The sequence below is a fragment of the Gudongella sp. DL1XJH-153 genome (assembly GCF_049310905.1).
GTDB lineage: Bacteria > Bacillota > Clostridia > Tissierellales > Tissierellaceae > Gudongella.
This window is the reverse complement of sequence record NZ_JBMEMN010000029.1, coordinates 1-21,945: the sequence shown is the minus strand read 5'-3', so window position 1 is coordinate 21,945 and position 21,945 is coordinate 1. Positions and strand designations below refer to the sequence as shown.

Genomic DNA, 21,945 nt, shown 5'->3' with positions numbered 1-21,945 from the left:
GAATGGGAATATTTAAGTTGTTTCAGAAAAAAGACGTTTTTATAGAGCAACAACTAAATGAAGAAGTGGTTTATTCAAGTTTTTATGGAGATGCAATTAAAAGATTAAAGAAAAATAAATTTGCAATGGTTAGTCTATTTATTTTAATTGCTTTAATCTTAATAGCGATTTTTGCACCTTGGATAGCTCCTTACGATCCGGCTGAACAGGATATGTTAAGAATAATGGAACCACCTTCTGGTGACCATTTATTGGGAACTGATGAATTTGGAAGGGATATTTTATCCAGGATTATTTATGGTGCAAGAATATCTCTTAGTGTTGGGATAGTTGCAGAGACAATTGCCTTATTTATAGGAGTTGTAATGGGATCTTTAGCAGGGTATTATGGAGGCAAGGTTGATACGGTTATATCTAGGCTAATTGAAATATTTGCTTCCTTCCCTCATATTTTATTTGCTTTGACCATAATGTTTGTGTTGGGACCAGGAATAATAAATCTATTTATTGCCATAGGCTTTGTTGGTTGGACATCGGTTGCCAGGGTTATACGTGGTCAAATAATGCAATTAAAGGAAAAAGAATATGTGGAAGCTTCCATAGCAAGTGGAGGAAGTGGATTTAGGATAATATTCAAACATTTAATACCTAATTGCTTATCTACAATTATAGTAATTGCTACTTTGAATATACCTGCAGATATAATGTACGAAGCTAGTTTGAGCTTTTTAGGATTAGGAGTCCAGCCTCCTACTGCAAGTTGGGGTGCAATGATACACTCTGCTAGGGTATTTATGCGTTCAGCTGCCTATTATAGTATATTCCCAGGAATTGCAATTATGATAACTGTTTTGAGCTTTAATATGTTAGGAGATGGCCTAAGAGATGCACTAGATCCAAAACTTAAGAATTATGGAGGAGGTAGCTAGAATGTCGGATAACTTATTAAAAATAAACAGTCTTAAAACATATTTTTATACTGATGAAGGAGTTGTCCGTGCAATCGATGATGTAAGTTTTTCTCTTAAGAAAGGTGAAACTTTAGGAATTGTTGGGGAGTCAGGTAGTGGGAAAAGCCAAACTGCATTATCCATAATGAGATTGCTGGAGAACCCAGGAAAAGTAGTTGGGGGAGAGATACTGTTTGAAGATAAAAATCTCTTAAAACTTAGCAAAAAAGAAATGAGAAAAATTAGAGGTAATGATATTGCAATGATATTTCAGGAACCAATGACTTCTTTGAACCCAGTATATACTGTTGGGAATCAAATCATTGAAAACATCAGACTTCATCAAAAATTAAATAGAAAAGATTCAAGAGAAAAGGCTTTAGAGATGCTGAAGCTTGTAAATATACCTGCACCTGAAAAAAGAATTGATGAATACCCACATCAACTATCAGGTGGAATGAAGCAAAGAGTAATGATAGCAATGGCTTTGTCATGTAATCCAAAACTTTTAATATGTGATGAGCCTACCACTGCATTGGATGTAACCATTCAAGCTCAAATACTAGATTTGATAAATCAGCTAAAAGATAGGATAAATGCCTCTATAATTTTGATAACTCACGATTTAGGAGTTGTGTCTGAAGTCTCAACAAATGTACTGGTAATGTATGCTGGTAAAGCAATGGAATATGGAACTGTTCAAGAGATTTTTAAAAATCCTCTTCATCCATACACAGAAGCACTAATAAAATCCATACCAGTTATAGGAAGTCATCAGCAGAGACTAAATGTTATAAAAGGTATGGTTCCAAGTTTACAAAATAGACCTGATGGGTGTCTTTTTGAACCAAGGTGCGAATATGCTAAAGAAATTTGCAAGACATCTATGCCAGAAATTTCAAATATCCAGGGGCAACAAGTAAGATGTTGGAAATACACTGATAAGTGGCAGGAGGATTAATTATGGAAATGGAAAACAAAAACCATCCTTTGTTGAAAGTTACTAATTTAAAACAATGGTTTGATACAGAGAAAAAAGATGGAAATGGTAAGAAGCTTTTTGTTAAAGCAGTAGATGGTGTATCCTTTGAAGTAATGTTTGGAGAGACCCTAGGAGTTGTAGGAGAATCTGGTTGTGGAAAATCTACTCTTGGAAGAACAGTTTTAAGGTTAATAGAACCTACTGAAGGAGAGATTATTTACCGGGATAAGAATTTAAGCCAATTATCAAAAGCAGAAATGAGGGATATTAGAAAGGAACTGCAAATAATGTTTCAGGATCCCTACGCTTCACTAAACCCAAGAATGACAGTGGGTGATATTATTGCTGAGCCAATGGACATTCAAAAAACAGGAGACAAGAAATATAGAACCAAAAGAACTTTAGAATTAATGGAATTATGCGGTTTAGACCCGTCTTATATTAGAAGATACCCTCACGAATTTTCAGGAGGACAAAGACAAAGAATTGGTATAGCAAGAGCTATGGCACTTAACCCAAAGCTTATCGTTGCCGATGAGCCAGTTTCAGCACTTGATGTATCCATTCAGTCACAGGTATTGAATTTAATGATGGATTTACAAGAGGAGTTTGGACTTAGTTTGATTTTTATATCCCACGATTTAAGCGTAGTAAATCATATTGCTGATAAAGTACTGGTTATGTATTTAGGGAAAACAATGGAGTATGCTAACAAAGAAGAAATATTTGAACGCCCAATACACCCATATACCAGAGCTTTATTACAGGCAATACCATCATTAGATAGTGAGCCAGACAGTAAAAAGCAATTGCTCCAAGGTGATATACCCAGCCCAATTAACCCTCCTACAGGATGTGTATTTCACACTAGATGTCCGTATTGTGATGAATTGTGTACAACAAAAGAACCTGAGTATAGAGAAATCGCTCCAAACCACATGATTTCATGTCATTATGGAGAAAAATTTATTTAAGGTTAGGGGATTAAAATGCTAGGGAAAAAAATTAGAGAAGTAAGAAAGAGTAGGAAAATCAATTTAGCTAAAATGTCAGAATTAGTTGAATTAAGTCCAAGTTATTTATCACAAATAGAAAGGGGTATCATAAATCCCTCACTTACAGCCCTTAGAAAAATAGCAAAAGTATTGGAAGTACCTATCTATGCTTTTTTAAAGGATGAAGATGAGAAGGGTGTACTTATTAAAAAGGACAAAAGAGTCAAACTTGAACTTCCTGATACAGATATAACGTATGAATTTTTGACTCCGACAAAATTGAAAAGTGGAAATCCGAGTTTAGAGGTTATTTATATGAAGTTGAATCCTCACAGTTGGAGTAGTGAAAGTGACTCTTTCCATTCAGCAGATGAATGTATTTTTATGATTGAAGGTGAAATAGTAGTACACTTGGGAGGCGATGAATATCATCTTTCAAAAGGGGATAGTTTGTATATTAGGGAAGATTTTACCCATAGGCTTTACAACCCTTCTGAAAGTGTTGCCATCCTATTAAGTTGTATTTCACCCCCAATTTTTTAAGAAAACAAAATACTTGGAGCAGGAAGTGTTTTACTAGAAATTCTAATGAGAATATATAAAGTTGATGAAGACCAACTTTTTTGGAGGTATACTATGAATTTACCAAGTAAAAAATCTTTGGATATCCTGAATAGAGCATTTGTCGTAGACATGCATATGGATATTGGCATTGAACTTGAAAAACAAAGACAAAAGGGAAATCATCATGTTCTTAATAATGATTATTTGGAAGAGTTTAGAGAAGGTAGAGTTAAATTAGTAATAGCTGCAATTTTTATTGAAAATCAAGATTTGCCTGAAAAAGCTTTAAAGGTAGCATTGAGACAGGTTTCTGCTATTTTGAAAGATATAAATGAGTGTCAAGAAAATTTTATGGTGGTTAAGGATTGGGAAGATGTAGAGTCTTTGAAAAAAAGCAATAAGATAGGTATTATATTGTCATTTGAAGGACTTGAACCAGTGGGAGATGATTTGGAATTACTAAATATCTTTTACCAGTTGGGAGTTAGGGGAATGGGACTTGTTTGGTCAAGGCGAAATGCAGCTGCAGATGGATGTACATTTGAACCTGTAGAGAGAGGCACAGAAGGCGGAATAACAGAATTTGGATTAGAAGCACTTAAATTTGCAAATAATAATAAAATGATTGTAGATATTAGTCATCTTAATGATATAGGTATTGAGGATACTTTGAAATTAGTGGAGGCTCCTTTAATTGCATCTCATTCTAATTCTAGAAGTATCCATAATATAAAAAGAAACCTAACAGATGACCAAATGAAGAAAATTGCATTAAATGGCGGGATAGTTGGAATAAATGCTGCTAAAACAATCGCTGGAGATAAGAAGACAGCTAATGTTTATGATCTTTTTAAGCATATAGATTATATGAAATCAGTAATGGGGTCAAAGCATATTGGATTAGGTCTTGACCTATGTGACAAGCTTAAAAAACACAATGTTGATGGTTTATCAAATGAGGGAGACAATAGTTTTGATGCATTGAACAGCCATAGGGAAATCATAATATTAATTGAGTTGATGGTCGAAAATAATTATGATGATAAAGAAATAGAAAATATCTTAGGGAATAACTTCTTAAGATTGTTAGAAACTATTATGAGTTAAATTTCATATAGAGACCTAAAAAATCCAATTGTTTAATTGAAGAAAGGAGCTTACTAATGAAGGTTTATATTTCAGCAGATATAGAAGGCATAAGTGGAGTCGTTAATTCCAGTCATACAAGTCCAAAAGGACACGATTATAACAGGGCGAGAACATTGATGACTAATGAAGTAAATGCTGCAATAAGAGGGGCTAAAGCAGCAGGAGCAAAAGAAATTTTAGTAAATGATTCTCATGGTCCCATGACAAATATTCTAATTGAAGAATTAGAGGAGGATGCCAGCTTAATAACAGGAAATCAAAAGCTATTGGGAATGATGGAAGGAATAAACGAAAGCTACGATGCTGTAATGTTCATAGGTTATCATGCCAAGCATAATACGCCAGGAGTTTTAGCTCACTCATATTATAGTATAGTAATATCAGAGATTAAAATCAATGGTGAGATCGTAGGAGAATTTGAGTTTAATACTATGCTAGCAGGCCATTATGGGGTACCAGTTGTCTTTGTATCTGGTGATAACATTTTAGCAGACCAGGTTAAAAAATTCGATTCAAATATTACTGCACTAAGTGTAAAGGATGCACTCAGTAGATATACTGCCAAATGTATACCACCAAAAAAAGTACATAAATTAATGGAAGAAAATATCTCTACGGCTTTGAAGCGCAAGAAAAGCTCAGTGAAACCATGTGAAATTAAAGGTGAAGTTGAGTTGGAAATATCATTTTTTAATAGTGGCATGGCTGAAATTGGTCTGCTTATTCCAGGGACAAGAATGATTGAAGCAAATCGTTTAAAATACAATGCTAAAGATATTATTGAAGCATATAAAGTGCGTGGGGCATTAACAACATTGGCTGCATCTACATTATAAAGTAGTAATAGAGGAAGTCTTGAAAGGAGATAGTTATGTTAAAAACCAACAAGAGTAAACTAGTAATGCAATCAGTACAAGGAGAAATTTCACACCCAAAAGCTCCTAGTCCTTATAGACTAAAACATGATGGTACTTCCCATATACTGCCTGCTACAGGAGGAATCACCTATAATATAAAAATTGGAGATCCTGCCATAGGGTGGGCAGGAGACCATGTTGAACCAGGTGTTAGTATGAAAATTGAGGATGCAAATGGAAATGCAGGCCTTATGCTTCTTGCATGTATAGGAAATGAAGCAAAAGTTGTTAGTGGAGATGCAAAAGGATCTAAAGGATTTGTAACTGGTGCGCATGGTGGAATTGACCATACAATTATGTATTTTGGACAAGAAGATCTTGAAAATATGGCTATTGGAGATAAAATTTTAGTTAAATCTTTCGGCCAAGGTTTTGAATTACTTGATTTCCCAGAAGTGAAATTAATGAATATTGATCCAAACCTGTTTGAGTCAATCAATGTAAAGGTGGGGGAAGATGGAGTATTGGAAGTTCCTGTTGTAACAGAAATTCCAGCATATTTAATGGGATCTGGAATAGGTGCCTCAACAGCAGGTGAAGGCGATTATGATATTATGACTGCAGATGAAGATGCTAATATAGAATGTGGTATAAATAAGTTAAAATTTGGAGATATGGTTTTGTTGAGAGATTGTGACAACTCATATGGAAGAGGTTATTTATCTGGTTCAGTATCAATAGGAATAATAATCCATAGTGATTGCATTAAAATGGGTCATGGGCCAGGGGTAACAACAATAATGACTTGCAAAACTCCTAAAATAAGGGGCATAAAAGATGTTAATGCAAATATTACAAACTATATGGGAGTTAAATAAATTAACGGAAATAAAAATCAATAAACCCGGATAAAGTTTATGCAAAATTACTTAGAACCCACCATAGAACATGGTGGGATTTTAAATATTCCTGGATGTAATGGTCTTGTAACATATATTTATTGAATTGTAGGTATAATAGATATAAGGAGTTGATATCATTGAAGAAAATCATGGTTTTAATCTTACTTGCAGGAACTTTACTTTTTGTTGGATGCTCAGAAAATGGTGAAAATCAATCTGAAAAAGTTGATATGGAGAAGATTAAGGAAAAGGCAACAGAAGGCACTATAAGAAATTTAAGGAGGCTGTAATATACTGGTATTAACAGTTTGGATGGTGGTAAAATGGCGAAAGAATACAATTTATTCTCTCTTGTTACTAGGGACAAGGACAAGCCCCCAGATGAAATAATACCAGAGAGAGTGGAGCTTAAGGCAAATCAAATGTGGTGTCCCTACTGCAGCACTCCTGTGGTGTTTGTAAAGGACAAGAAGTTGGGTGTAAAAAGATGCCCCATATGCGGGATCAGTGACAGGGACTATCATGTAAAAAGACTCAATTCCAGATGGAAGTAAGGAGATAATATGGATTATATAATCTTAAAGGAGCAGGTCCAAAAATTCAGAAGAAATATGGAGGCAGAGAGGAAGTCACCTAATACTGTCTCCACATATAATGTTGCTCTTAATGGTCTGCTTGAGTATGCAGCTGAAAACACAGAGGGAGACTTTGAGTTTAAGGAGCTTGTGTTTGACTACATTGACAATCTAAGTGCCGACCTTAAGCCAAGCAGTATCAACATCAAGAGAAGTGCAATCAGATCCTTTGTCACTTTTCTCAAGGAGAGGGGAGCCATTGATGAGGACTTTTCAAGCTACATCAAGAGCATAAGAAACAACAAGAAGAAGAAGGATATACTTGAGCCAAAAGAGATTAAACAGCTGCTTAATCACCTGTCTAACGAGCTTAAAGAAGCAAGTGGATATAATGTATACCACAAGGCTAGAAACCTTACTATGGTGGTGTTTATGCTTTATACGGCCACTCGAAGAGGAGAGGTTGTAAAGGTTAAGTTTTCTGATATAGATTTTATAAACAATGAGATTAAGGTGCTTGGAAAGGGTGACAAGGAGAGGATCATCCCCCTAAAGGCGGAGTTAAAGGAGAGTCTTTATAATTTTAGGGACATTATCGAAAAGCTTCATATAGCAGATTACAATGTTAAGTCGGACTATCTGTTTAGAAGTGAGAGGGTCAACCCAGCAACACAGGAGAAGGATTCTCCAATGACACCTAGAAATGTTCTTCTGATCGTTAAGAAGGCTTGCAAGAAAGCCGGAATAGAGAAAAACATAACAGCACATTCATTGAGACATATATTCGCCAGTTATGCCATTCAAAACAACATGAACATTAGGGCTCTTTCCGACATATTAGGACACTCGTCCACAAGTATAACACTGGATATATATTCACACATTATAAGCAATGAAATCAAGCAATCAGAGATGGGTAAGCTGGAGTACTGATAAACACACATACTCAGCACAATTTAAAATGATGAGTAAAAAATATTGAAAAACAACTACTAAAAATGGACTTTATTTTTTTTATGCAAGGAGAGGATGTTGTGAAGGTGAAGAAGGACTATGACAAGAGGATTAAAAGTATCTACGGTAAAACAGGCGAGGGTAGAATCCTATCTACTGGTGATTTTCAATGCCCTGCCTCTGGTTGGGGTTGTGAGATAAGTTGGGACCTTCACACTGGCATGATGTGGGCTGAAGTCTGCGACAATGGTGTATGGGATATTGAGGATAAGGTTTCCTTTGACGAGGAAACTGCAGAGTACACTTATAAATGGTGTTATGATTTTGGGATAAAGACAGCTGATGATGAGGATGTGGCCAACGAGATACTTAGAAATGCCCTGGGCGAAGAGGCAGGCTACTATTTGTTTAGTTTCATGTAAAGGTTGATTGCTTGATTATTGGAAGGAGGCTTGTTTACAAGATATGAATTATCATAATGAAATAAATAACATACTTAGAAATCAAGAGGTTTGGGGAGTTGATACTCTAACACTTCAATGGAGGTTGAATAATAAGATTTTCAAACTCGATAAATCTATGTTTGAAAGTGCTAAGAAGCATTTAGATCATTATAAAAAAGATGATCTACGCAGAATGTTGATTGTTAGTGAAGATTTGAAGAGAAACAATGCATCAAATAACTTACTTATACCAGTAATGATCCCTATTTCAATAACTTGGTTTGGGATTACAATGAAACACAATCTATTTCAAAATATGGTTTTGGTAGAATCTATTTTTTTTTCACTTTTAGTTTTTATATCAATAAGAGAAATTGTCAAGAATGGAACGAGTGATAAAATTCATGACAGAGCAATAAACTGTATACAGACAGCTATAAAGGAACTACTAGATGAGTAACCAGCAAATAGAGGAGTTGAATTATGGCAAATAACAAAGAACTAGCTTTATGGAGATTTGAAAACTTGAAAAGCAAAGATATTGTAATGATGGGTTTATCAACTACAGGGTTAGGTGAGAATGCTGATATCATCGAAGTTTCTATAGTTGATAGCAATCAAAATATTTTATTTGATTCATTAATAGATACTTCAGTACCTATTGATAGAGATGCCTTCTTCGTAAATGGGTTATCATTAGAGGATTTGGAAGGGAAGCCAATGTTTTCTGATGTTGCTGATAAGATTGTCGAAACTATCAAAGGGAAAATAGTATGCTTTTATGGTGCAGGATATGGAATTAGGCTGTTTAGACAGTCAAGTGAAGCACATAATACTGTAAATCCAGTAAATTATATGGCTGATGTGTTCTGTATTCAAGAATCCTACAAGGATTATAAAGGTGAGGATTATTGTCCTAAAGGGAATAGCCCGTATATAAGTTTATTGGCGGCTGCTAAAGAAGAAGGCGTTGAGTATGCTAAGGGAAAGAAAAGAAGATCCTTATCAGATGCTATGATCATGAGCAGGCTATTAAACCAATTAGGTGGTAATTAAAGAAGATAATGTGGAGTATAAGTTAGTACATAAATAGGATATGATTTATAAGAGATTTAAAAATGCTAGGCAGTTATCAATATATTTAATCAGTAAAATGTAACTTACTGACTTATGTAAACCTTAGCAATAAAAAACGCCCTGTCTAGTAGATGGGGCGATTACTTGTTTAAAGATCAACTGCACTGTTTCCAGAAAGCGAAACTAGTCAAAAACAACATATTGTGGCGACCACATTTAGCTGATGCTTCACCAATATATTCATTAGATCATACTATATTTTCACTCATTTAAGCACTTAAAAAAGCCACTCCGTTGCCCGGAAGTGACCTTTTCAAGAAATGGCTACTAACTCTAGTTAGTATTTCTAGTGCCTTTATGATACTACACAGTGGAGCTGTTGTAAACACTAGCTTGGTAGAATCCACTAAATCAGATAAAAGCACAATCATTAAATCAGTAAACTATTCTTTACGGAATAAATACATCACACAGAAAAAGCAACCTGTTGTGGCTGCTTTTTTTGTTATGGTCCTCTGCTATTTAGCTTAGTAATCATGACATAAAGGTTTGATGAAATTTTTCATACTAACTATATTATAATTAGCGTGAAAGTATCTTTCATTGCTCAGTAAAGAAATTTTGCGTATAATATCCATGAGCCGGCATATAAGTCCGCTTATCGGCAAGCTTTTAAGCTTGTCCTCTTATAGAGAGAATAAGCTAATGTGCCTTTTGGTAACACAAGGATCCTTATATGTTGGCTATTTTTAGACCTCTACTATTTTACACTACTCTCAACCTGGCATTGAAACAGACTAAAGGATATTCAAGGTTTTAGACCCCTACTATTTAGATTACGAGTTCAATTAAAAATTTATTCACATTGCCCGAAAGGGTCCGCAGTGGCGGATAAAAACAAATCAGAAATGGTTTGTTTTTTTTATTTGTCATTCCACAACTACTCTTCCCTCCAACCAAGCCTCCAGCTTTTCTCTATAGATATAATAGGTCCATCTGTTTCTCTTTATGGCAACACCAATGGGCAAAACTCCTTGCTCTAGTCCTGCCCGTACCGCTTGGTGTGGCATATCTAATATCTCAGCAGCCTCTTTAACAGTTATTCTCTCCATGGCATTCTCCTTATTTAACTTCAAACAACACGGTCTGAAGTATCTTGTCTGCATCGTCCTTATTCTCGTAAATATCTTTCTCTTTTCTTACGCTTAGGAACTTGTTACTTTTATCAGCAGTTATCTTTGCATACAAGGTATATACAAGGTTAAACTGGTCGATTACAGACCTATCGGTTATAGCTGTAAAGCATATCATTTGGATATTGTACTTCTCAGCAAGGTCAAGAACGGGTTTAACCAAGTGTTTTGATGACATTGCACCAAAGGGATTGTCCATAATTAATACCTTTGGACTGTTGTAGATTTTATTAAAATTGTCATTTCTCCCCTCTTTTATCAATGTCTTGTATCTTTTGTAGGTTATTATTGTTGAGAATAAGAATAGCATTGCAGCGGAACCTTCTCCTCCGGATGTTGTGGGTTCTAGTGCCTCCCACTTAACCATTTCACCCATTTGAACAGTGTCTTTAGCTTTATAGACTCGTAAGCTGTAATTATCCAAAGGTGTTATTGCATTAAGAAGTGAATTTATCTTTAATTTCTCCTTTAGAATCTTCAAAGCATCTTTATTGTCTGATTCCTCAGCCTCTATCTCTACCATTGTCTCGTTTATTACCTTATCAATGTAATCTTCAAGATGCTTTCTTTTTAGATCTTCGTTTGGAACTGGAACTTTCAGCTCAATAAGTTTTCTGGTCATGCCATCAATTTCTATCTTCGATTTGCTGTCAAACTCGTTTAAGTCGCTTATTAACATATCCAGCTTTTGAAGTATCATACTGACTAAGCTTTTCTTATCGTTTTGTACCTCTGATATTCTCTGTCTAATATTCTCAATTTGATTTTCTGTAATATCCTTTTGATAGACTAATTTGTCGCTTATTATCGCATAGTCATACATTTGGTCCTCTGAGTCTTTTAAGCTCCTTAAAAACTCATATGAGCCTCTTAAATCAACATACTTGCCATATAGGGTGTTCAGTGTCTTTCTAGCTTTACTTTTTAAGTTTGTGAGGTCTTTTACATAATTCTTGTAGGTATCAATAATCTCGGACTGGACTTTCTCAATGTCTTCAATTGAAACTTCCATCTGATTTTCTGTCTTTGGTAAAACTATTTCATTATCCCTTATCCTGTTCTCAAATTGGTCTTTAATGCTTGTTATATGTCTTACTGTTTTTATCAGTGAATCAAGTTCGTTTTTTAGTTCTTCGTATAGTGATTTATGGTCCGATAACTCTTTCTTTATAGAACTTTCAGTGTGTGTGTCGGGATCGTCAAATATATATGGAGTCTTCCCATATTTCTCTATTAAGTCTTTGTTTTTATTCTCTAGTTGACTTCTCTTTTCTTCTAGTTTCCCTTTTAATGTTGACAGGGACTCTTTTGCTGTTTCATATTGTTGGTTGATTAGAGTGTGCCTTTCTGTTAGCTCATTGACCGTATCTTCGCTATAAACTATCTTTTCTGTATCTTCTTCGGCCACTCTCAATTTTTCAAATTGATTTCTTTGGTTTTTAAGTTCTGCATTCTTTCTTGATATTTCCTTCTTATATTCATCAATGTTATAGATACCTTCGCTTTTAAGCCTCTTACTTAGAGCTTCCTCAGAACCCTTAAGTTCTTCTATTGACCTTTTTTTTTGCGGGAAAAGCAATAGAAAAGCAATAGGGACGGTTCCTATTGCTTTTTGATTTTTGTTCTGATATTCTTATTCTGAGGTGATACTATGCCAAGAGCAGCTAGAATGAAGAGTCCTACTGACTATTATCATATAATGGTGAGAGGGATAAACAAGGAAAGAATTTTTGCTGATCAAGCACATAAGAAATTCATATTAGAACTATTGAAGAGCAATTTGAGCGAGAATAAGATTTCTGTTGCAGCTTACTGTATTATGGATAATCATCTGCATTTAGTTTTAAAGGGTGAATTAGAAGACATATCAATTGCCCTTAAGAAAGTGAATATCAAGTTTGCAATGAAGCTAAACAAAGAACAGGATAGAGTTGGACATGTATTTCAGGATAGATACAAAAGTGAGATAATAAATAATGATCAGCACTTACTTCAAGCTATTAGATATGTTCACAACAATCCTGTAAAAGCTGGAATTGAAAATGACCCAAAGAAATATCAGTGGAGCAGTTACAGCAGTTATACTGGCAAAGATTTGACGATTCTAGACAAGGGTATTAAGGGAGATATTATTGAAATAGCTGGAGGTATACGAAGTTTCATGGATTTTCATGGATATGAAGACTTAAATGAATTCATTGATACTCAGGAAGAAATCGAGAATAACAGGCAAGAGCTTGCTCAAAGTACAATCAACGACTATTTCAAGGAGAAGGGAATCTTGGAAATTGGATATGGAGAAGGGCGTTCAGAACACGAAAGGGAGTTGGTAAAGCGTCTACTGACAAATACAAAGCTGAGCCACCGAAAAATAGCTAGATTGCTTGAAATTGACAAGAACAAAGTACATTCAATAAGTCGAGGAATGAATACCGCTTAAAGCAAAAATAACCGTCCCCAACGCTTTAGAGATGAGAAGATTATGAAGCGTTTCTAGTAAAATAAAGAACTGAGGTGGAATACCCGTGAAAATTGTAGTAGTGCATGGTAGTCCAAGAAAAGGAAATACTTATAAAGCAACCGAGTTGTTTAAGAAAGAAATGCAAAGTCAAGGAGAGATTGAGTGTGTAGATTTTTTCCTGCCAAAAGATATGCCTGAGTTTTGTCGTGGATGTATGACATGCTTTATAAAGGGAGAAGAAAAGTGCCCTCATGCAGACTATACAATGCCAATACTAGATCAAATGGTATTGGCTGATGCACTCATATTTACTACTCCCGTTTTTGCACTTTCCTTAAGTGGTTGCATGAAATCATTCCTTGATCATTTTGCATTTATTTTCATTGTACATAGGGCAAGGAGTGAAATGTTTGAGAAAAAGACCTTTATTATATCTTCAACAGTCGGTGCTGGTGCAAAATCTGCTATGAAAACAATAAGCACAAGCCTCAAATATTGGGGCGTGAATAGGGTTTACACCTATAACTTTGCTACATTTGGAGATGAGTGGGACAATCTGAAACTGGATAAAAAAAACAAAATCGAAAAACAAATCAAGCAAAAAGCTTCTACATTCTACAAGGAGGTTGCTTCCGGCAAACTTCACAGCCCATATCTCCATATAAGGATCATGTATTCAATAAGCAAATTTATTTTGAAGAAATATACTGATGAGGATTCACTTGATAAGAAATACTGGATTGAAAAAGGTTGGTATACAGGAGAGAAAAACCCGTTCAAAGCTTAAAGAGGTTTGGCTGCATTTGAAGTTTTTTATAATCCTCGATGATAAGTATAAACATTGGCAGAATCGCTCCTGAAGAGTTCATTGTATTGGCAATTTATAGTGCTCTAAGCTCAAGGAATGGAAAGACAAAATGTTAGGCTGTGATTTTCATATGTGAAAGGACCAATTGACGAAAAAGGCTCAATATCAGATATGATCCAAAGCATACACCCATTGCCAAGTGCTTATCCGTATTTAAATAAATTTATATGCTGAGAGTAGCAGAAATAGAAGTAGCATAATCAAGTGGATCAACTATGTGTTCTCTCGAATATCAGGAGTAGAAGAAAAGAGCGATAACAAAAGCGTGTATGGATGACTAAAATTAGCATGTTCAGAAAAAGGATCGAGTATTCCTATTCAAAGTAAGATGGAATTATCAGAACAGGAGGGAATAATATTTTCATAATACTAAATATGATATTAAAGGAGATTTTGGTAAAAAAGGATTTTAGTGACTATTCCCCAGAGAGATACTTTTTAATTTGAAAGTAATTTCTCTGGGGTTATTTTGTTTTGCAGAAGTTAAGACTGCGACATATATCCATATTTTGAGGGTATATAAAAAATGTTATTACATAGGTGAGAGCAATTGCTTAAATAATTGCTTTTGTTGGAGACGAAGTATGCACAGATGATTGTTAAATCAAAAGCATGTATTATTCGTAGTGTTCTTTAAACAAAACCTAAAACCCCATCTCAATGCGTTAATAGAACAGCTCTAGTTTGTTGCAAATGTTTCCAGAAACACAAAGGGAGTGAATAGAATGAAAAGAAAAATGTTGGTGTTTATACTTATGTTGTCATTTTTGTTAATTGTTGGAGGTTGTAGCCAGGAAGAGACAGATGGGGTGTCGATGGCTACGGAAAATCGCTACAGGGAGAGTGAGATAAGGGAATACGAGGGTGCAAGATTAGATCCTGCCATCGGGCCAAGGGATAATTCCATCAAGGGTGTTCAGCTCGTGGACACTGAGGATTATACTCTTAAGGTGACAGGTCTTGTTGATGAGCCGATAGACTTGGCATATGAGGATGTTCTCGAACTTGATACCTACAGAAGGAAAATCACCCTCTATTGTGTGGAAGGCTGGGATGCTACGATCCTTTGGGAAGGTTCGCTTTTGGAGGACATATTTAATACTGCGGGTATGGATCCAAAGGCAGACACCGTTATCTTTCACGGAGTTGACGGATATACCACATCCCTTCCACTTGAAACTATTGTCAATAATCAGCTTATTCTGGCTTACAGATCCAATGGTCTGGAATTACCACCAGAAATGGGTTATCCCTTCATAGTTGTGGCAGAGGATAAGCTAGGATATAAGTGGGCTAGATGGGTGACAGAAATCCAGCTCTCAGACGAGTCCGATTACGAAGGCTACTGGGAGAGAAGGGGATACAGTAATGAAGCCGATTTATAGAAATGTGGAGAAACGGGGAGGAAAGATCATGAAAAAGATTGGATTATTGGGAGGAATGAGTTGGGAGTCTTCACTTGAATATTACAGGATAATCAATGAGTCCGTGAAATCAAAACTAGGGGAAGCCCATTCGGCCAATTGCTTGATGTATTCCTTTGATTTCCATGAAATCGAAGAATTGCAGCATAAAGGAGAATGGGAAACATTAACGGATTTGATGGTTAAGGAAGCAAATAATTTGAAAATAGCTGGTGCTGAGTTTATTGTGATTTGCACAAATACAATGCACCTGATGGCACCTGATATCGAGGAGGGGACTGGTCTTAAAGTAATCCATATAGCAGATGCAACAAGTGAAGAAATCCTCAGAAGAGATGTTAAAAAGGTTTTGCTGCTTGGGACAAAATTTACAATGGAAGGAACATTCTATCTAGAGAGACTGGAGCAAAAAGGAATAGAGGTCCTAATTCCTGGTGAATCAGACAGACAGGTTATCCATGATATTATATACAATGAGTTGATCCTGGGTGAGTTGAATCCGGAAAGTAGACGCAAGTATGTTGAGATAATAAACGAAGCAGCTGATATTGGCGTAACTGGAGTTGTTCTGGGTTGTACAGAGATTCCACTGCTGATTAAGGACAAGGATGTATCAATAGAGGTATTTGACACCACTGAGATCCATGCCAAGGCTGCTGTGGATTTCGCCATCAAAGAATGATTAAGATAAAGGGATCATAAATAAAAGAGGAGATATTTATGAGCAAGATACTCAAATACATAGTGTACTGCTTCACTATATCTTGGCTATCGTGGGGTTTGCTTGCTTATGTAACCAGGACAACAGATATTAGAATGGGGCATCCAATATTTTTGATTTTCTTTATTGTTGGTGGATTAAGTCCAACCATTGCTGCTTTCCTAAGTTTACATTCTGGGCATGATCCACTTGAGTATGGGGGATTTATAAGGCAGATTACCAGGCTAAAAGTTAATTTATTTTGGTATGTTTTTGTTTTTGTCGTACCCTTTATGCTTTTATCAATCCCTTTTGTCATAAATGTGAACTCAATGGGAGCTGGATCTAAACTTTTTCATGGACCGATATATTTATTGCTGCCAGCAATGGTTACAAATATTATTTTTGGTGGACTTGAGGAAATAGGTTGGAGAGAGGTCTTATTGCCAGAATTTATGAAAAGATATCCAACAAGTATCGCTACGCTGTTTACCAGTTTAATCTGGTCTTTTTGGCATCTACCCCTTTGGTTCATCAACAGCTCTCCTCAGCAAAATATGAATCCACTTGTATTTATAATTCTCGGATTGTGTTTTTCATTGATATTGACTGTGATTTATTTAAACACAAGAAGTATATTTTTATGTATCATAACTCACAGTCTCTTTAACTCATATTCAGGAATTATTTTCATTCCCTTTACAAGTGTTTACTTGGAGCTATTAACAATGCTTGCATTCAGCCTCGCTATATATTTAATATTTATGAATAGAAACAAACACAAAGTTAAGCAGGCATTTTACGGATAGTGTTGGCACAATGAAACCAAAGTGTAATACTGGTACAACTTGACTCAATATACAACTGGAAGAAAACTAATCTTTAAGGAAGCTATCAAGCATGATGGGTGTAAATGAAGCTACAGGCTAAATGAAAGGAGATTATATAATGTTGAAAATAGCTGATTCAAATGAAAAGCTGACAGTCTTATGGACATCTGAAGATCGGGAAGTGGCATTGAAGATGTTATTTATGTACACTATCAACGGCAAGGCGAAGGGCTGGTGGCAAGATATCAATATTATCATATGGGGACCGTCTGCCAGATTGTTAAGTGAAGACGAAGAACTGAAGAAACAGATAAGTAAGGCAATGCATGTAGGCATAACCGTTGAAGCCTGCAAAGCCTGTGCAGATTTGTATGGGGTTACAGAGGAGCTTGAAAAGCTTGACATTGATGTAAAATACATGGGAGAACCCTTGACCCAACTAATCAAGGAGAAAGTGAATCTGATAACCTTATAGAATTGGTAGAAAAGATACAACTGCCAGTCTGACAAGTCTATAGAAAGAGACCTGGATCCACTTAAGCTTTTATCGAGGGTGAATCATTCAAAGAAAGGTTGATTTAAATGCATATTGAAGTCAATGAGCTAGTCAAGGATCATATCCATAAAAAGGGGTTTAAATCAATAGTTATAGATGCCGAATTAACAAATTTGTGCTGAGGTCGAATCTATCTCCCAAACGTGTATTTGGGAAATCCAAAAGACCATAGTCAATTTGATTCATATCAAATAGATGAAATTGATATTTTTGTTAACAGAAAACTGGATATTAAAGAGTCCGGTTTAAAAATATTTACATCTGGTTTTCTATTTTTCAAGACTGTTGACGTTTCTGGAATTAACTTGATTTAGTTATCATGATAATGGGAATCTGAGTTAATCTTATCTAATTGCGGAAGGTATTAAGGTGAATGTAACTTTGGTATTTTCAGCCACCCAGGCGCTGTTTGCAGCAAAAGCAGGTGCAGCTTTTGATTCACCTTTTATAGGGAGATTGGATGATATTGGTCATGATGGGATGTTGCTTGTGGAAGAAATCATGGATATTTTTAATGTTTACAACACTCAGACAGAGGTTATTGTTGCATCGATTCGAAATAGAAGTCATCTGGTTCGCGCTGCCTTGATAGGTGCTGATATTGCAACCATACCTTAGCAAGTGTTTATGGATTCACTTAAGCATCCACTTACAGATCGAGGAACTGAAAAGTTTCTTTCAGATTGGGAGAGCATCAAGTAGAAGTAAATTATCCCGAAATAAAGCAATTATATTAAGTGGCTAATCTGATTGAAAAAGTCGCACAAGTATGTTATTATTATTTGATGTAGGAAGTAGAATTTCACTAATAGAAAATATAAATCATTGGATCAAGTGTTTTGGAGATGATGTTCATGACAAAAGGACAAATTGAATCGAAAATCAGCGAAGCAATTAGTAAGTTTGAGATTGAACAGATGGGACGTGGACCAGAAAAGATACGGACCATTATTTTTCAGGATATGATTATGATTAGATTGAAGGGTTTTTTAAGTCCCTCTGAGAAGAATTTAGCCCAAAGTCGCGATGGAATAGAACTAATAAAGAAGCTCAGAACTGCACTTTTTGAAAATGCCCGAGAAGGCTTGGAGAATGCCATTCGATCTGTGATTGATGTTAATGTTATCAGTACTCACTCTGATGTCAGCACAAAGACAGGTGAGAAGATCATAGTCGTAATTGTAGATGAAAATATTGAAAAAGTGATAGATGAATAGTTAGGAAGACCAAAGGAATGGTTTTAGACCAGTCTAAAAGTAAGCCAGTAACAATTTCTGTATAGGGATTGTTATTGGCTTTTTTTAATAATAATAAGGATGGTGGCAAATGAATAGCAAGAGTTTAAGAAAGTTGTATCCACCTGCAACAATAGGAGTGGTTGGTGGAGGACAACTTGGTAGAATGTTTGTTTTTGAAGCAAAGAGAATGGGCTATCATGTTATTGTATTGGACCCAAAGGCCAATTCTCCTGCTGGTCAGGTGGCAGATGAACAAATAGTTGCAGGTTATAATGACGAGGCAGCCTATAAAGAGCTGGCCATTAAGTCAGATGTTATCACCTATGAGTTTGAGCATATAGACTCTGAAATACTAGAGGGGGTTGAAAAGGAGGGGTACATGGTAGTACCTTCTTCAAGAACATTGGGTTTAATTCAAAACAAATACAAGCAGAAAACATTTCTCAAGGAAATTGGGGTAAAGGTACCGGACTTTTGGATGGTAAAAAGTTATGAGGATCTTAAGACCAAGTTTGAGTTCCTAAGTCAAAGGGCAATTATCAAGTCGAGTAGGGATGGTTACGATGGTAAAGGGAATCTGATCATTAAAAACATGGATGATTTGGACAAGGTGTTCCCAGAATTTGGCAACCAGGAAATTTTTATCGAGGAATTTATTGATTATATCAAAGAGGTTTCAATTATTGTTGTTAGGGATTACTCGGGGATATCTTTTTATCCCGTTTCAGAAAATGTTCACAGAAATAGCATTCTGATCAATTCAATTGTACCTGCTTCAATTCCTGATAAGGTTGTAGATAGAATTCATGGCATAAGTGAAAAAATTGTTAATTCACTTGATGATTTTGGTGTGTACTGTATAGAATTTTTTGTTGATAAGAACTTAGATGTATTGGTTAACGAAATCGCCCCTCGACCTCATAATTCAGGACACTATACTATTGAAGGATGTGTCGCTTCCCAGTTTGAGCAGCTGGTTAGGGTAGTATGCGGAATGCCAGCGGGATCAACACAGCTAAGAATGCCATGTGCAATGTACAACATACTTGGAAATCAGGATATAAGTGGAGATTATGTGATTGGCGGACTGGATGAGATGCTTCATTATGAAGATTGCCACTTTCACCTGTACGGAAAACCTGATACAAGCAACCTAAGGAAAATAGGACACTTAACAGCCCTCGGTGAAACAAGTGATGATGCAGATTTCAAAGCAAGGAAAGCGATGAGTCAACTAAGGATCATTGAAAAGGATTTTAAAAAGTAGGCTTAAGTCTTTTGTTGACTGGGTCAAAATGTAAATGGAGGTAATTAAATGGGAAAAATGGAATTTGGCAACATCGAACCAAAGGTAGGTATTATAATGGGAAGTGAATCGGATTTGATGGTAATGAAGAATGCCGCTATAGTGATGAAGGAACTGTCAATCCCTTTTGAAATTAATGTTGTTTCAGCACACAGAACACCGGAGAGAATGTATGAATATGCACATGCTGCCAAGGATAGAGGAATAAAAGTAATAATAGCAGGAGCTGGTGGTGCGGCCCATCTACCTGGCATGGTTGCTTCAATGACTCAACTGCCGGTAATAGGTGTGCCTGTAAGACTAAAGGAGCTGGATGGATTGGATTCATTGCTGTCAATTGTACAAATGCCGGGAGGTGTACCTGTTGCTACCGTTGGTATCAACAATTCAAAGAATGCAGGTCTGCTTGCGGCAAGAATTCTTGGAGTGAACGATTTTGAACTTCATGATAGATTGATTGAGAGAAGTGAAGATATTAAGGGAAACATGATCTACAGCCTGGATCAAAAATTAGATGAAAGCTTGGAAGCAGTTGATACCAATGTCTCTAAGTAAGTTTAATACTACAATTGTTAATAGTCGTTGGAAATATATTCTTTTAGGCATACTGATCATGATGTTACTTGGAACGGTGTATTCTTATAGTATATTCAGGGTTGAGCTGCAGAATGAATTGAAGGTAGGTCTGGCTGAAAGTGGGATGCCATATATGTTCGCATTGGCATTCTATGCTCTGTTCATGCTTCTTTCAGGAAAGCATATTGAGAGGTTCCAACCTAGGAACACCATCATAATTGGTGGACTATTGGTGTCACTGGGTTGGATATTATCCTCATTTGCTACGAATATCTTCTTACTGACTATTGCATATGGATGCATAAGTGGTGCAGGGGTGGGAATTGCTTATGGTGTTCTTATGAATGTTATTGCAAAGTGGTTTCCTGATAAGAAGGGAATTGCATCAGGACTTGTGCTGGTAGGTTTTGGTCTTTCTCCACTGATAACGGCTCCACTTGCAAGAACACTTGTTGAAAACTATGGGGTAATGCGGACATTTCTAGTGTTGGGGGCAGGTTTTGGAATTTTGATACCACTAATGGCGTTACCATTCAAATATCCTGAAAATGAAGCTGTATATAATTATAAAAACAAGAAAAACCATTTCCGAATCTCAAAGGAAATTCCACTGGTTGAGATGATAAGGACCAGGACCTTTAAGGGAATCTACTTGAATTTTATTATTGGTACAATGGTAGGACTGACGATGATTGGCATGACCACCAATGTGGGAATTGATCATTTTGAGCTTGATGCATCAATGGTGACAGGCTTGATGGCTCTGTTTGCAATTTTCAATGGTGTAGGTAGACCAATTTTCGGGTTGATTTCCGATCATTTCAGTCCAAGGCATGCAATGATTCTATCCTATCTGATGATAATGGCCGCTGCAATTGCCATAATTAGCTTAGAAAATAGTAGCATAGTCTATATAGTAACATTCTCAATATTTTGGCTAAACCTGGGTGGATGGCTTGCGATAGCTCCAACATCAACTCTGAAGTTTTTCGGAATGAAGAATTACAGTGAAAACTATGGACTGGTTTTTACAGCATACGGAATTGGAGCTATAGTTGGTGTATCAACATCTGGGGTAATACTCGATTATCTTGGAAGCTATATATATGTCTTCTATTATATAATTGTGTTGTGCCTGATTGGAATATCCATAACACATAGATACATCCACAATGAACCTCAAATAGAGTAATGAAAGGACAGGAACTAAAATTTCCTTATATGAGTATCATAAAAAGCGTCTTAAATTCATCTTCAGACGCTTTTTTTCAGTGCGCCCGGCATGGGTGCAATCTAACGGGTGAAAGTCCCCAGTGCGGGTTGATAGTGCCAAGCACATAGCCAA

28 protein-coding genes are annotated in these 21,945 nt (G+C 36.0%); 25 read left to right on the top strand and 3 right to left on the bottom strand.

What is annotated here, in order from left to right; translation table 11 throughout:
• The first annotated feature begins 2 nt into the window (after positions 1-2).
• The 13 genes from ACOEN1_RS10750 (at position 3) to ACOEN1_RS10690 (ending at position 9,427) form a co-directional block, all read left to right on the top strand.
• Positions 3-929: an ABC transporter permease gene (locus ACOEN1_RS10750; protein WP_422486900.1), complete on the top strand. Its 927-nt coding sequence runs from the start codon at positions 3-5 to the stop codon at positions 927-929.
• 1 nt (position 930) lies between these two features.
• Positions 931-1,911: an ABC transporter ATP-binding protein gene (locus ACOEN1_RS10745; protein WP_422486899.1), complete on the top strand. Its 981-nt coding sequence runs from the start codon at positions 931-933 to the stop codon at positions 1,909-1,911.
• 2 nt (positions 1,912-1,913) lie between these two features.
• Positions 1,914-2,906 carry an ABC transporter ATP-binding protein gene (locus ACOEN1_RS10740; protein WP_422486898.1) on the top strand — a complete coding sequence of 331 codons (993 nt, stop codon included), beginning with the start codon at positions 1,914-1,916 and terminating at the stop codon, positions 2,904-2,906.
• Positions 2,907-2,921: 15 nt separating this feature from the next.
• Positions 2,922-3,470 carry a helix-turn-helix domain-containing protein gene (locus ACOEN1_RS10735; protein ID WP_422486897.1) on the top strand — a complete coding sequence of 183 codons (549 nt, stop codon included), beginning with the start codon at positions 2,922-2,924 and terminating at the stop codon, positions 3,468-3,470.
• A 93-nt stretch (positions 3,471-3,563) separates the two neighbouring features.
• The gene (locus ACOEN1_RS10730; RefSeq protein WP_422486896.1) at positions 3,564-4,598 is read left to right on the top strand and encodes a dipeptidase; all 1,035 of its coding nucleotides are present in this window, start codon (positions 3,564-3,566) and stop codon (positions 4,596-4,598) included.
• Between the two features lie 56 nt (positions 4,599-4,654).
• A complete protein-coding gene (locus tag ACOEN1_RS10725) occupies positions 4,655-5,476 on the top strand; it encodes a M55 family metallopeptidase (RefSeq protein ID WP_422486895.1) in 822 nt (273 codons plus the stop codon).
• Positions 5,477-5,511: 35 nt separating this feature from the next.
• A complete protein-coding gene (locus tag ACOEN1_RS10720; RefSeq protein WP_422486894.1) occupies positions 5,512-6,375 on the top strand; it encodes a DUF4438 domain-containing protein in 864 nt (287 codons plus the stop codon).
• A 161-nt stretch (positions 6,376-6,536) separates the two neighbouring features.
• Positions 6,537-6,689, top strand: a complete 153-nt coding sequence (locus ACOEN1_RS10715) for a hypothetical protein (protein ID WP_422486893.1) — start codon at positions 6,537-6,539, stop codon at positions 6,687-6,689.
• A 33-nt stretch (positions 6,690-6,722) separates the two neighbouring features.
• A complete protein-coding gene (locus ACOEN1_RS10710) occupies positions 6,723-6,953 on the top strand; it encodes a hypothetical protein (protein ID WP_422486892.1) in 231 nt (76 codons plus the stop codon).
• 9 nt (positions 6,954-6,962) lie between these two features.
• Positions 6,963-7,907, top strand: a complete 945-nt coding sequence (locus ACOEN1_RS10705) for a tyrosine-type recombinase/integrase (RefSeq protein WP_422486891.1) — start codon at positions 6,963-6,965, stop codon at positions 7,905-7,907.
• Between the two features lie 101 nt (positions 7,908-8,008).
• Positions 8,009-8,350 (top strand): hypothetical protein, encoded by a 342-nt coding sequence (locus ACOEN1_RS10700; protein ID WP_422486890.1) that lies wholly within the window; start codon positions 8,009-8,011, stop codon positions 8,348-8,350.
• Positions 8,351-8,357: 7 nt separating this feature from the next.
• Positions 8,358-8,831, top strand: coding sequence for a hypothetical protein (locus tag ACOEN1_RS10695; protein WP_422486889.1), 474 nt, complete (start codon positions 8,358-8,360; stop codon positions 8,829-8,831).
• Positions 8,832-8,854: 23 nt separating this feature from the next.
• Positions 8,855-9,427 (top strand): hypothetical protein, encoded by a 573-nt coding sequence (locus ACOEN1_RS10690; RefSeq protein ID WP_422486888.1) that lies wholly within the window; start codon positions 8,855-8,857, stop codon positions 9,425-9,427.
• A 950-nt stretch (positions 9,428-10,377) separates the two neighbouring features.
• Here the strand turns inward: ACOEN1_RS10690 and ACOEN1_RS10685 are convergent.
• Together ACOEN1_RS10685 and ACOEN1_RS10680 are read right to left on the bottom strand one after the other, a co-directional pair.
• Positions 10,378-10,560 carry a helix-turn-helix domain-containing protein gene (locus ACOEN1_RS10685; protein ID WP_422486887.1) on the bottom strand — a complete coding sequence of 61 codons (183 nt, stop codon included), beginning with the start codon at positions 10,558-10,560 and terminating at the stop codon, positions 10,378-10,380.
• Positions 10,561-10,570: 10 nt separating this feature from the next.
• A complete protein-coding gene (locus ACOEN1_RS10680; protein ID WP_422486886.1) occupies positions 10,571-12,220 on the bottom strand; it encodes a hypothetical protein in 1,650 nt (549 codons plus the stop codon).
• A gap of 72 nt (positions 12,221-12,292) precedes the next feature.
• Here ACOEN1_RS10680 and ACOEN1_RS10675 point away from each other — a divergent pair, with 72 nt between their 5' ends.
• The 4 genes from ACOEN1_RS10675 to ACOEN1_RS10660 all read left to right on the top strand — a co-directional run bounded on the left by ACOEN1_RS10675 (position 12,293) and on the right by ACOEN1_RS10660 (position 16,076).
• A complete protein-coding gene (locus tag ACOEN1_RS10675) occupies positions 12,293-13,081 on the top strand; it encodes an REP-associated tyrosine transposase (RefSeq protein ID WP_422486885.1) in 789 nt (262 codons plus the stop codon).
• A gap of 85 nt (positions 13,082-13,166) precedes the next feature.
• Positions 13,167-13,889: a flavodoxin family protein gene (locus ACOEN1_RS10670; protein ID WP_422486884.1), complete on the top strand. Its 723-nt coding sequence runs from the start codon at positions 13,167-13,169 to the stop codon at positions 13,887-13,889.
• Positions 13,890-14,695: 806 nt separating this feature from the next.
• Entirely contained in the window at positions 14,696-15,355 is a 660-nt protein-coding gene (locus ACOEN1_RS10665) for a molybdopterin-dependent oxidoreductase (protein ID WP_422486883.1), read from the top strand.
• Positions 15,356-15,383: 28 nt separating this feature from the next.
• Positions 15,384-16,076 (top strand): aspartate/glutamate racemase family protein, encoded by a 693-nt coding sequence (locus tag ACOEN1_RS10660; RefSeq protein ID WP_422486882.1) that lies wholly within the window; start codon positions 15,384-15,386, stop codon positions 16,074-16,076.
• A 106-nt stretch (positions 16,077-16,182) separates the two neighbouring features.
• Here the strand turns inward: ACOEN1_RS10660 and ACOEN1_RS10655 are convergent, their stop codons facing one another.
• Entirely contained in the window at positions 16,183-16,413 is a 231-nt protein-coding gene (locus ACOEN1_RS10655) for a hypothetical protein (RefSeq protein ID WP_422486907.1), read from the bottom strand.
• Here ACOEN1_RS10655 and ACOEN1_RS10650 point away from each other — a divergent pair.
• The 8 genes from ACOEN1_RS10650 (at position 16,388) to ACOEN1_RS10615 (ending at position 21,792) form a co-directional block, all read left to right on the top strand.
• Entirely contained in the window at positions 16,388-16,903 is a 516-nt protein-coding gene (locus ACOEN1_RS10650) for a CPBP family intramembrane glutamic endopeptidase (protein WP_422486906.1), read from the top strand. The genes ACOEN1_RS10655 and ACOEN1_RS10650 overlap by 26 nt on opposite strands.
• Before the next feature lie 139 nt (positions 16,904-17,042).
• Complete coding sequence (locus ACOEN1_RS10645; RefSeq protein ID WP_422486881.1) at positions 17,043-17,399, top strand: hypothetical protein; 357 nt, start codon at positions 17,043-17,045, stop codon at positions 17,397-17,399.
• A gap of 224 nt (positions 17,400-17,623) precedes the next feature.
• Positions 17,624-17,794: a hypothetical protein gene (locus tag ACOEN1_RS10640; RefSeq protein ID WP_422486880.1), complete on the top strand. Its 171-nt coding sequence runs from the start codon at positions 17,624-17,626 to the stop codon at positions 17,792-17,794.
• Positions 17,795-17,831: 37 nt separating this feature from the next.
• Positions 17,832-18,098: a transaldolase family protein gene (locus tag ACOEN1_RS10635; RefSeq protein ID WP_422486905.1), complete on the top strand. Its 267-nt coding sequence runs from the start codon at positions 17,832-17,834 to the stop codon at positions 18,096-18,098.
• A gap of 236 nt (positions 18,099-18,334) precedes the next feature.
• Entirely contained in the window at positions 18,335-18,697 is a 363-nt protein-coding gene (locus ACOEN1_RS10630; RefSeq protein WP_422486879.1) for a DUF2294 domain-containing protein, read from the top strand.
• Between the two features lie 109 nt (positions 18,698-18,806).
• A complete protein-coding gene (purK, locus tag ACOEN1_RS10625) occupies positions 18,807-19,985 on the top strand; it encodes a 5-(carboxyamino)imidazole ribonucleotide synthase (RefSeq protein WP_422486878.1) in 1,179 nt (392 codons plus the stop codon).
• 48 nt (positions 19,986-20,033) lie between these two features.
• On the top strand, positions 20,034-20,579 hold the full coding sequence (gene purE, locus ACOEN1_RS10620) for a 5-(carboxyamino)imidazole ribonucleotide mutase (RefSeq protein ID WP_422486877.1): 546 nt from the start codon (positions 20,034-20,036) through the stop codon (positions 20,577-20,579).
• A complete protein-coding gene (locus ACOEN1_RS10615; RefSeq protein WP_422486876.1) occupies positions 20,566-21,792 on the top strand; it encodes an L-lactate MFS transporter in 1,227 nt (408 codons plus the stop codon). Before purE ends, ACOEN1_RS10615 begins: the two co-directional genes overlap by 14 nt.
• The last annotated feature ends 153 nt before the right edge of the window (positions 21,793-21,945 follow it).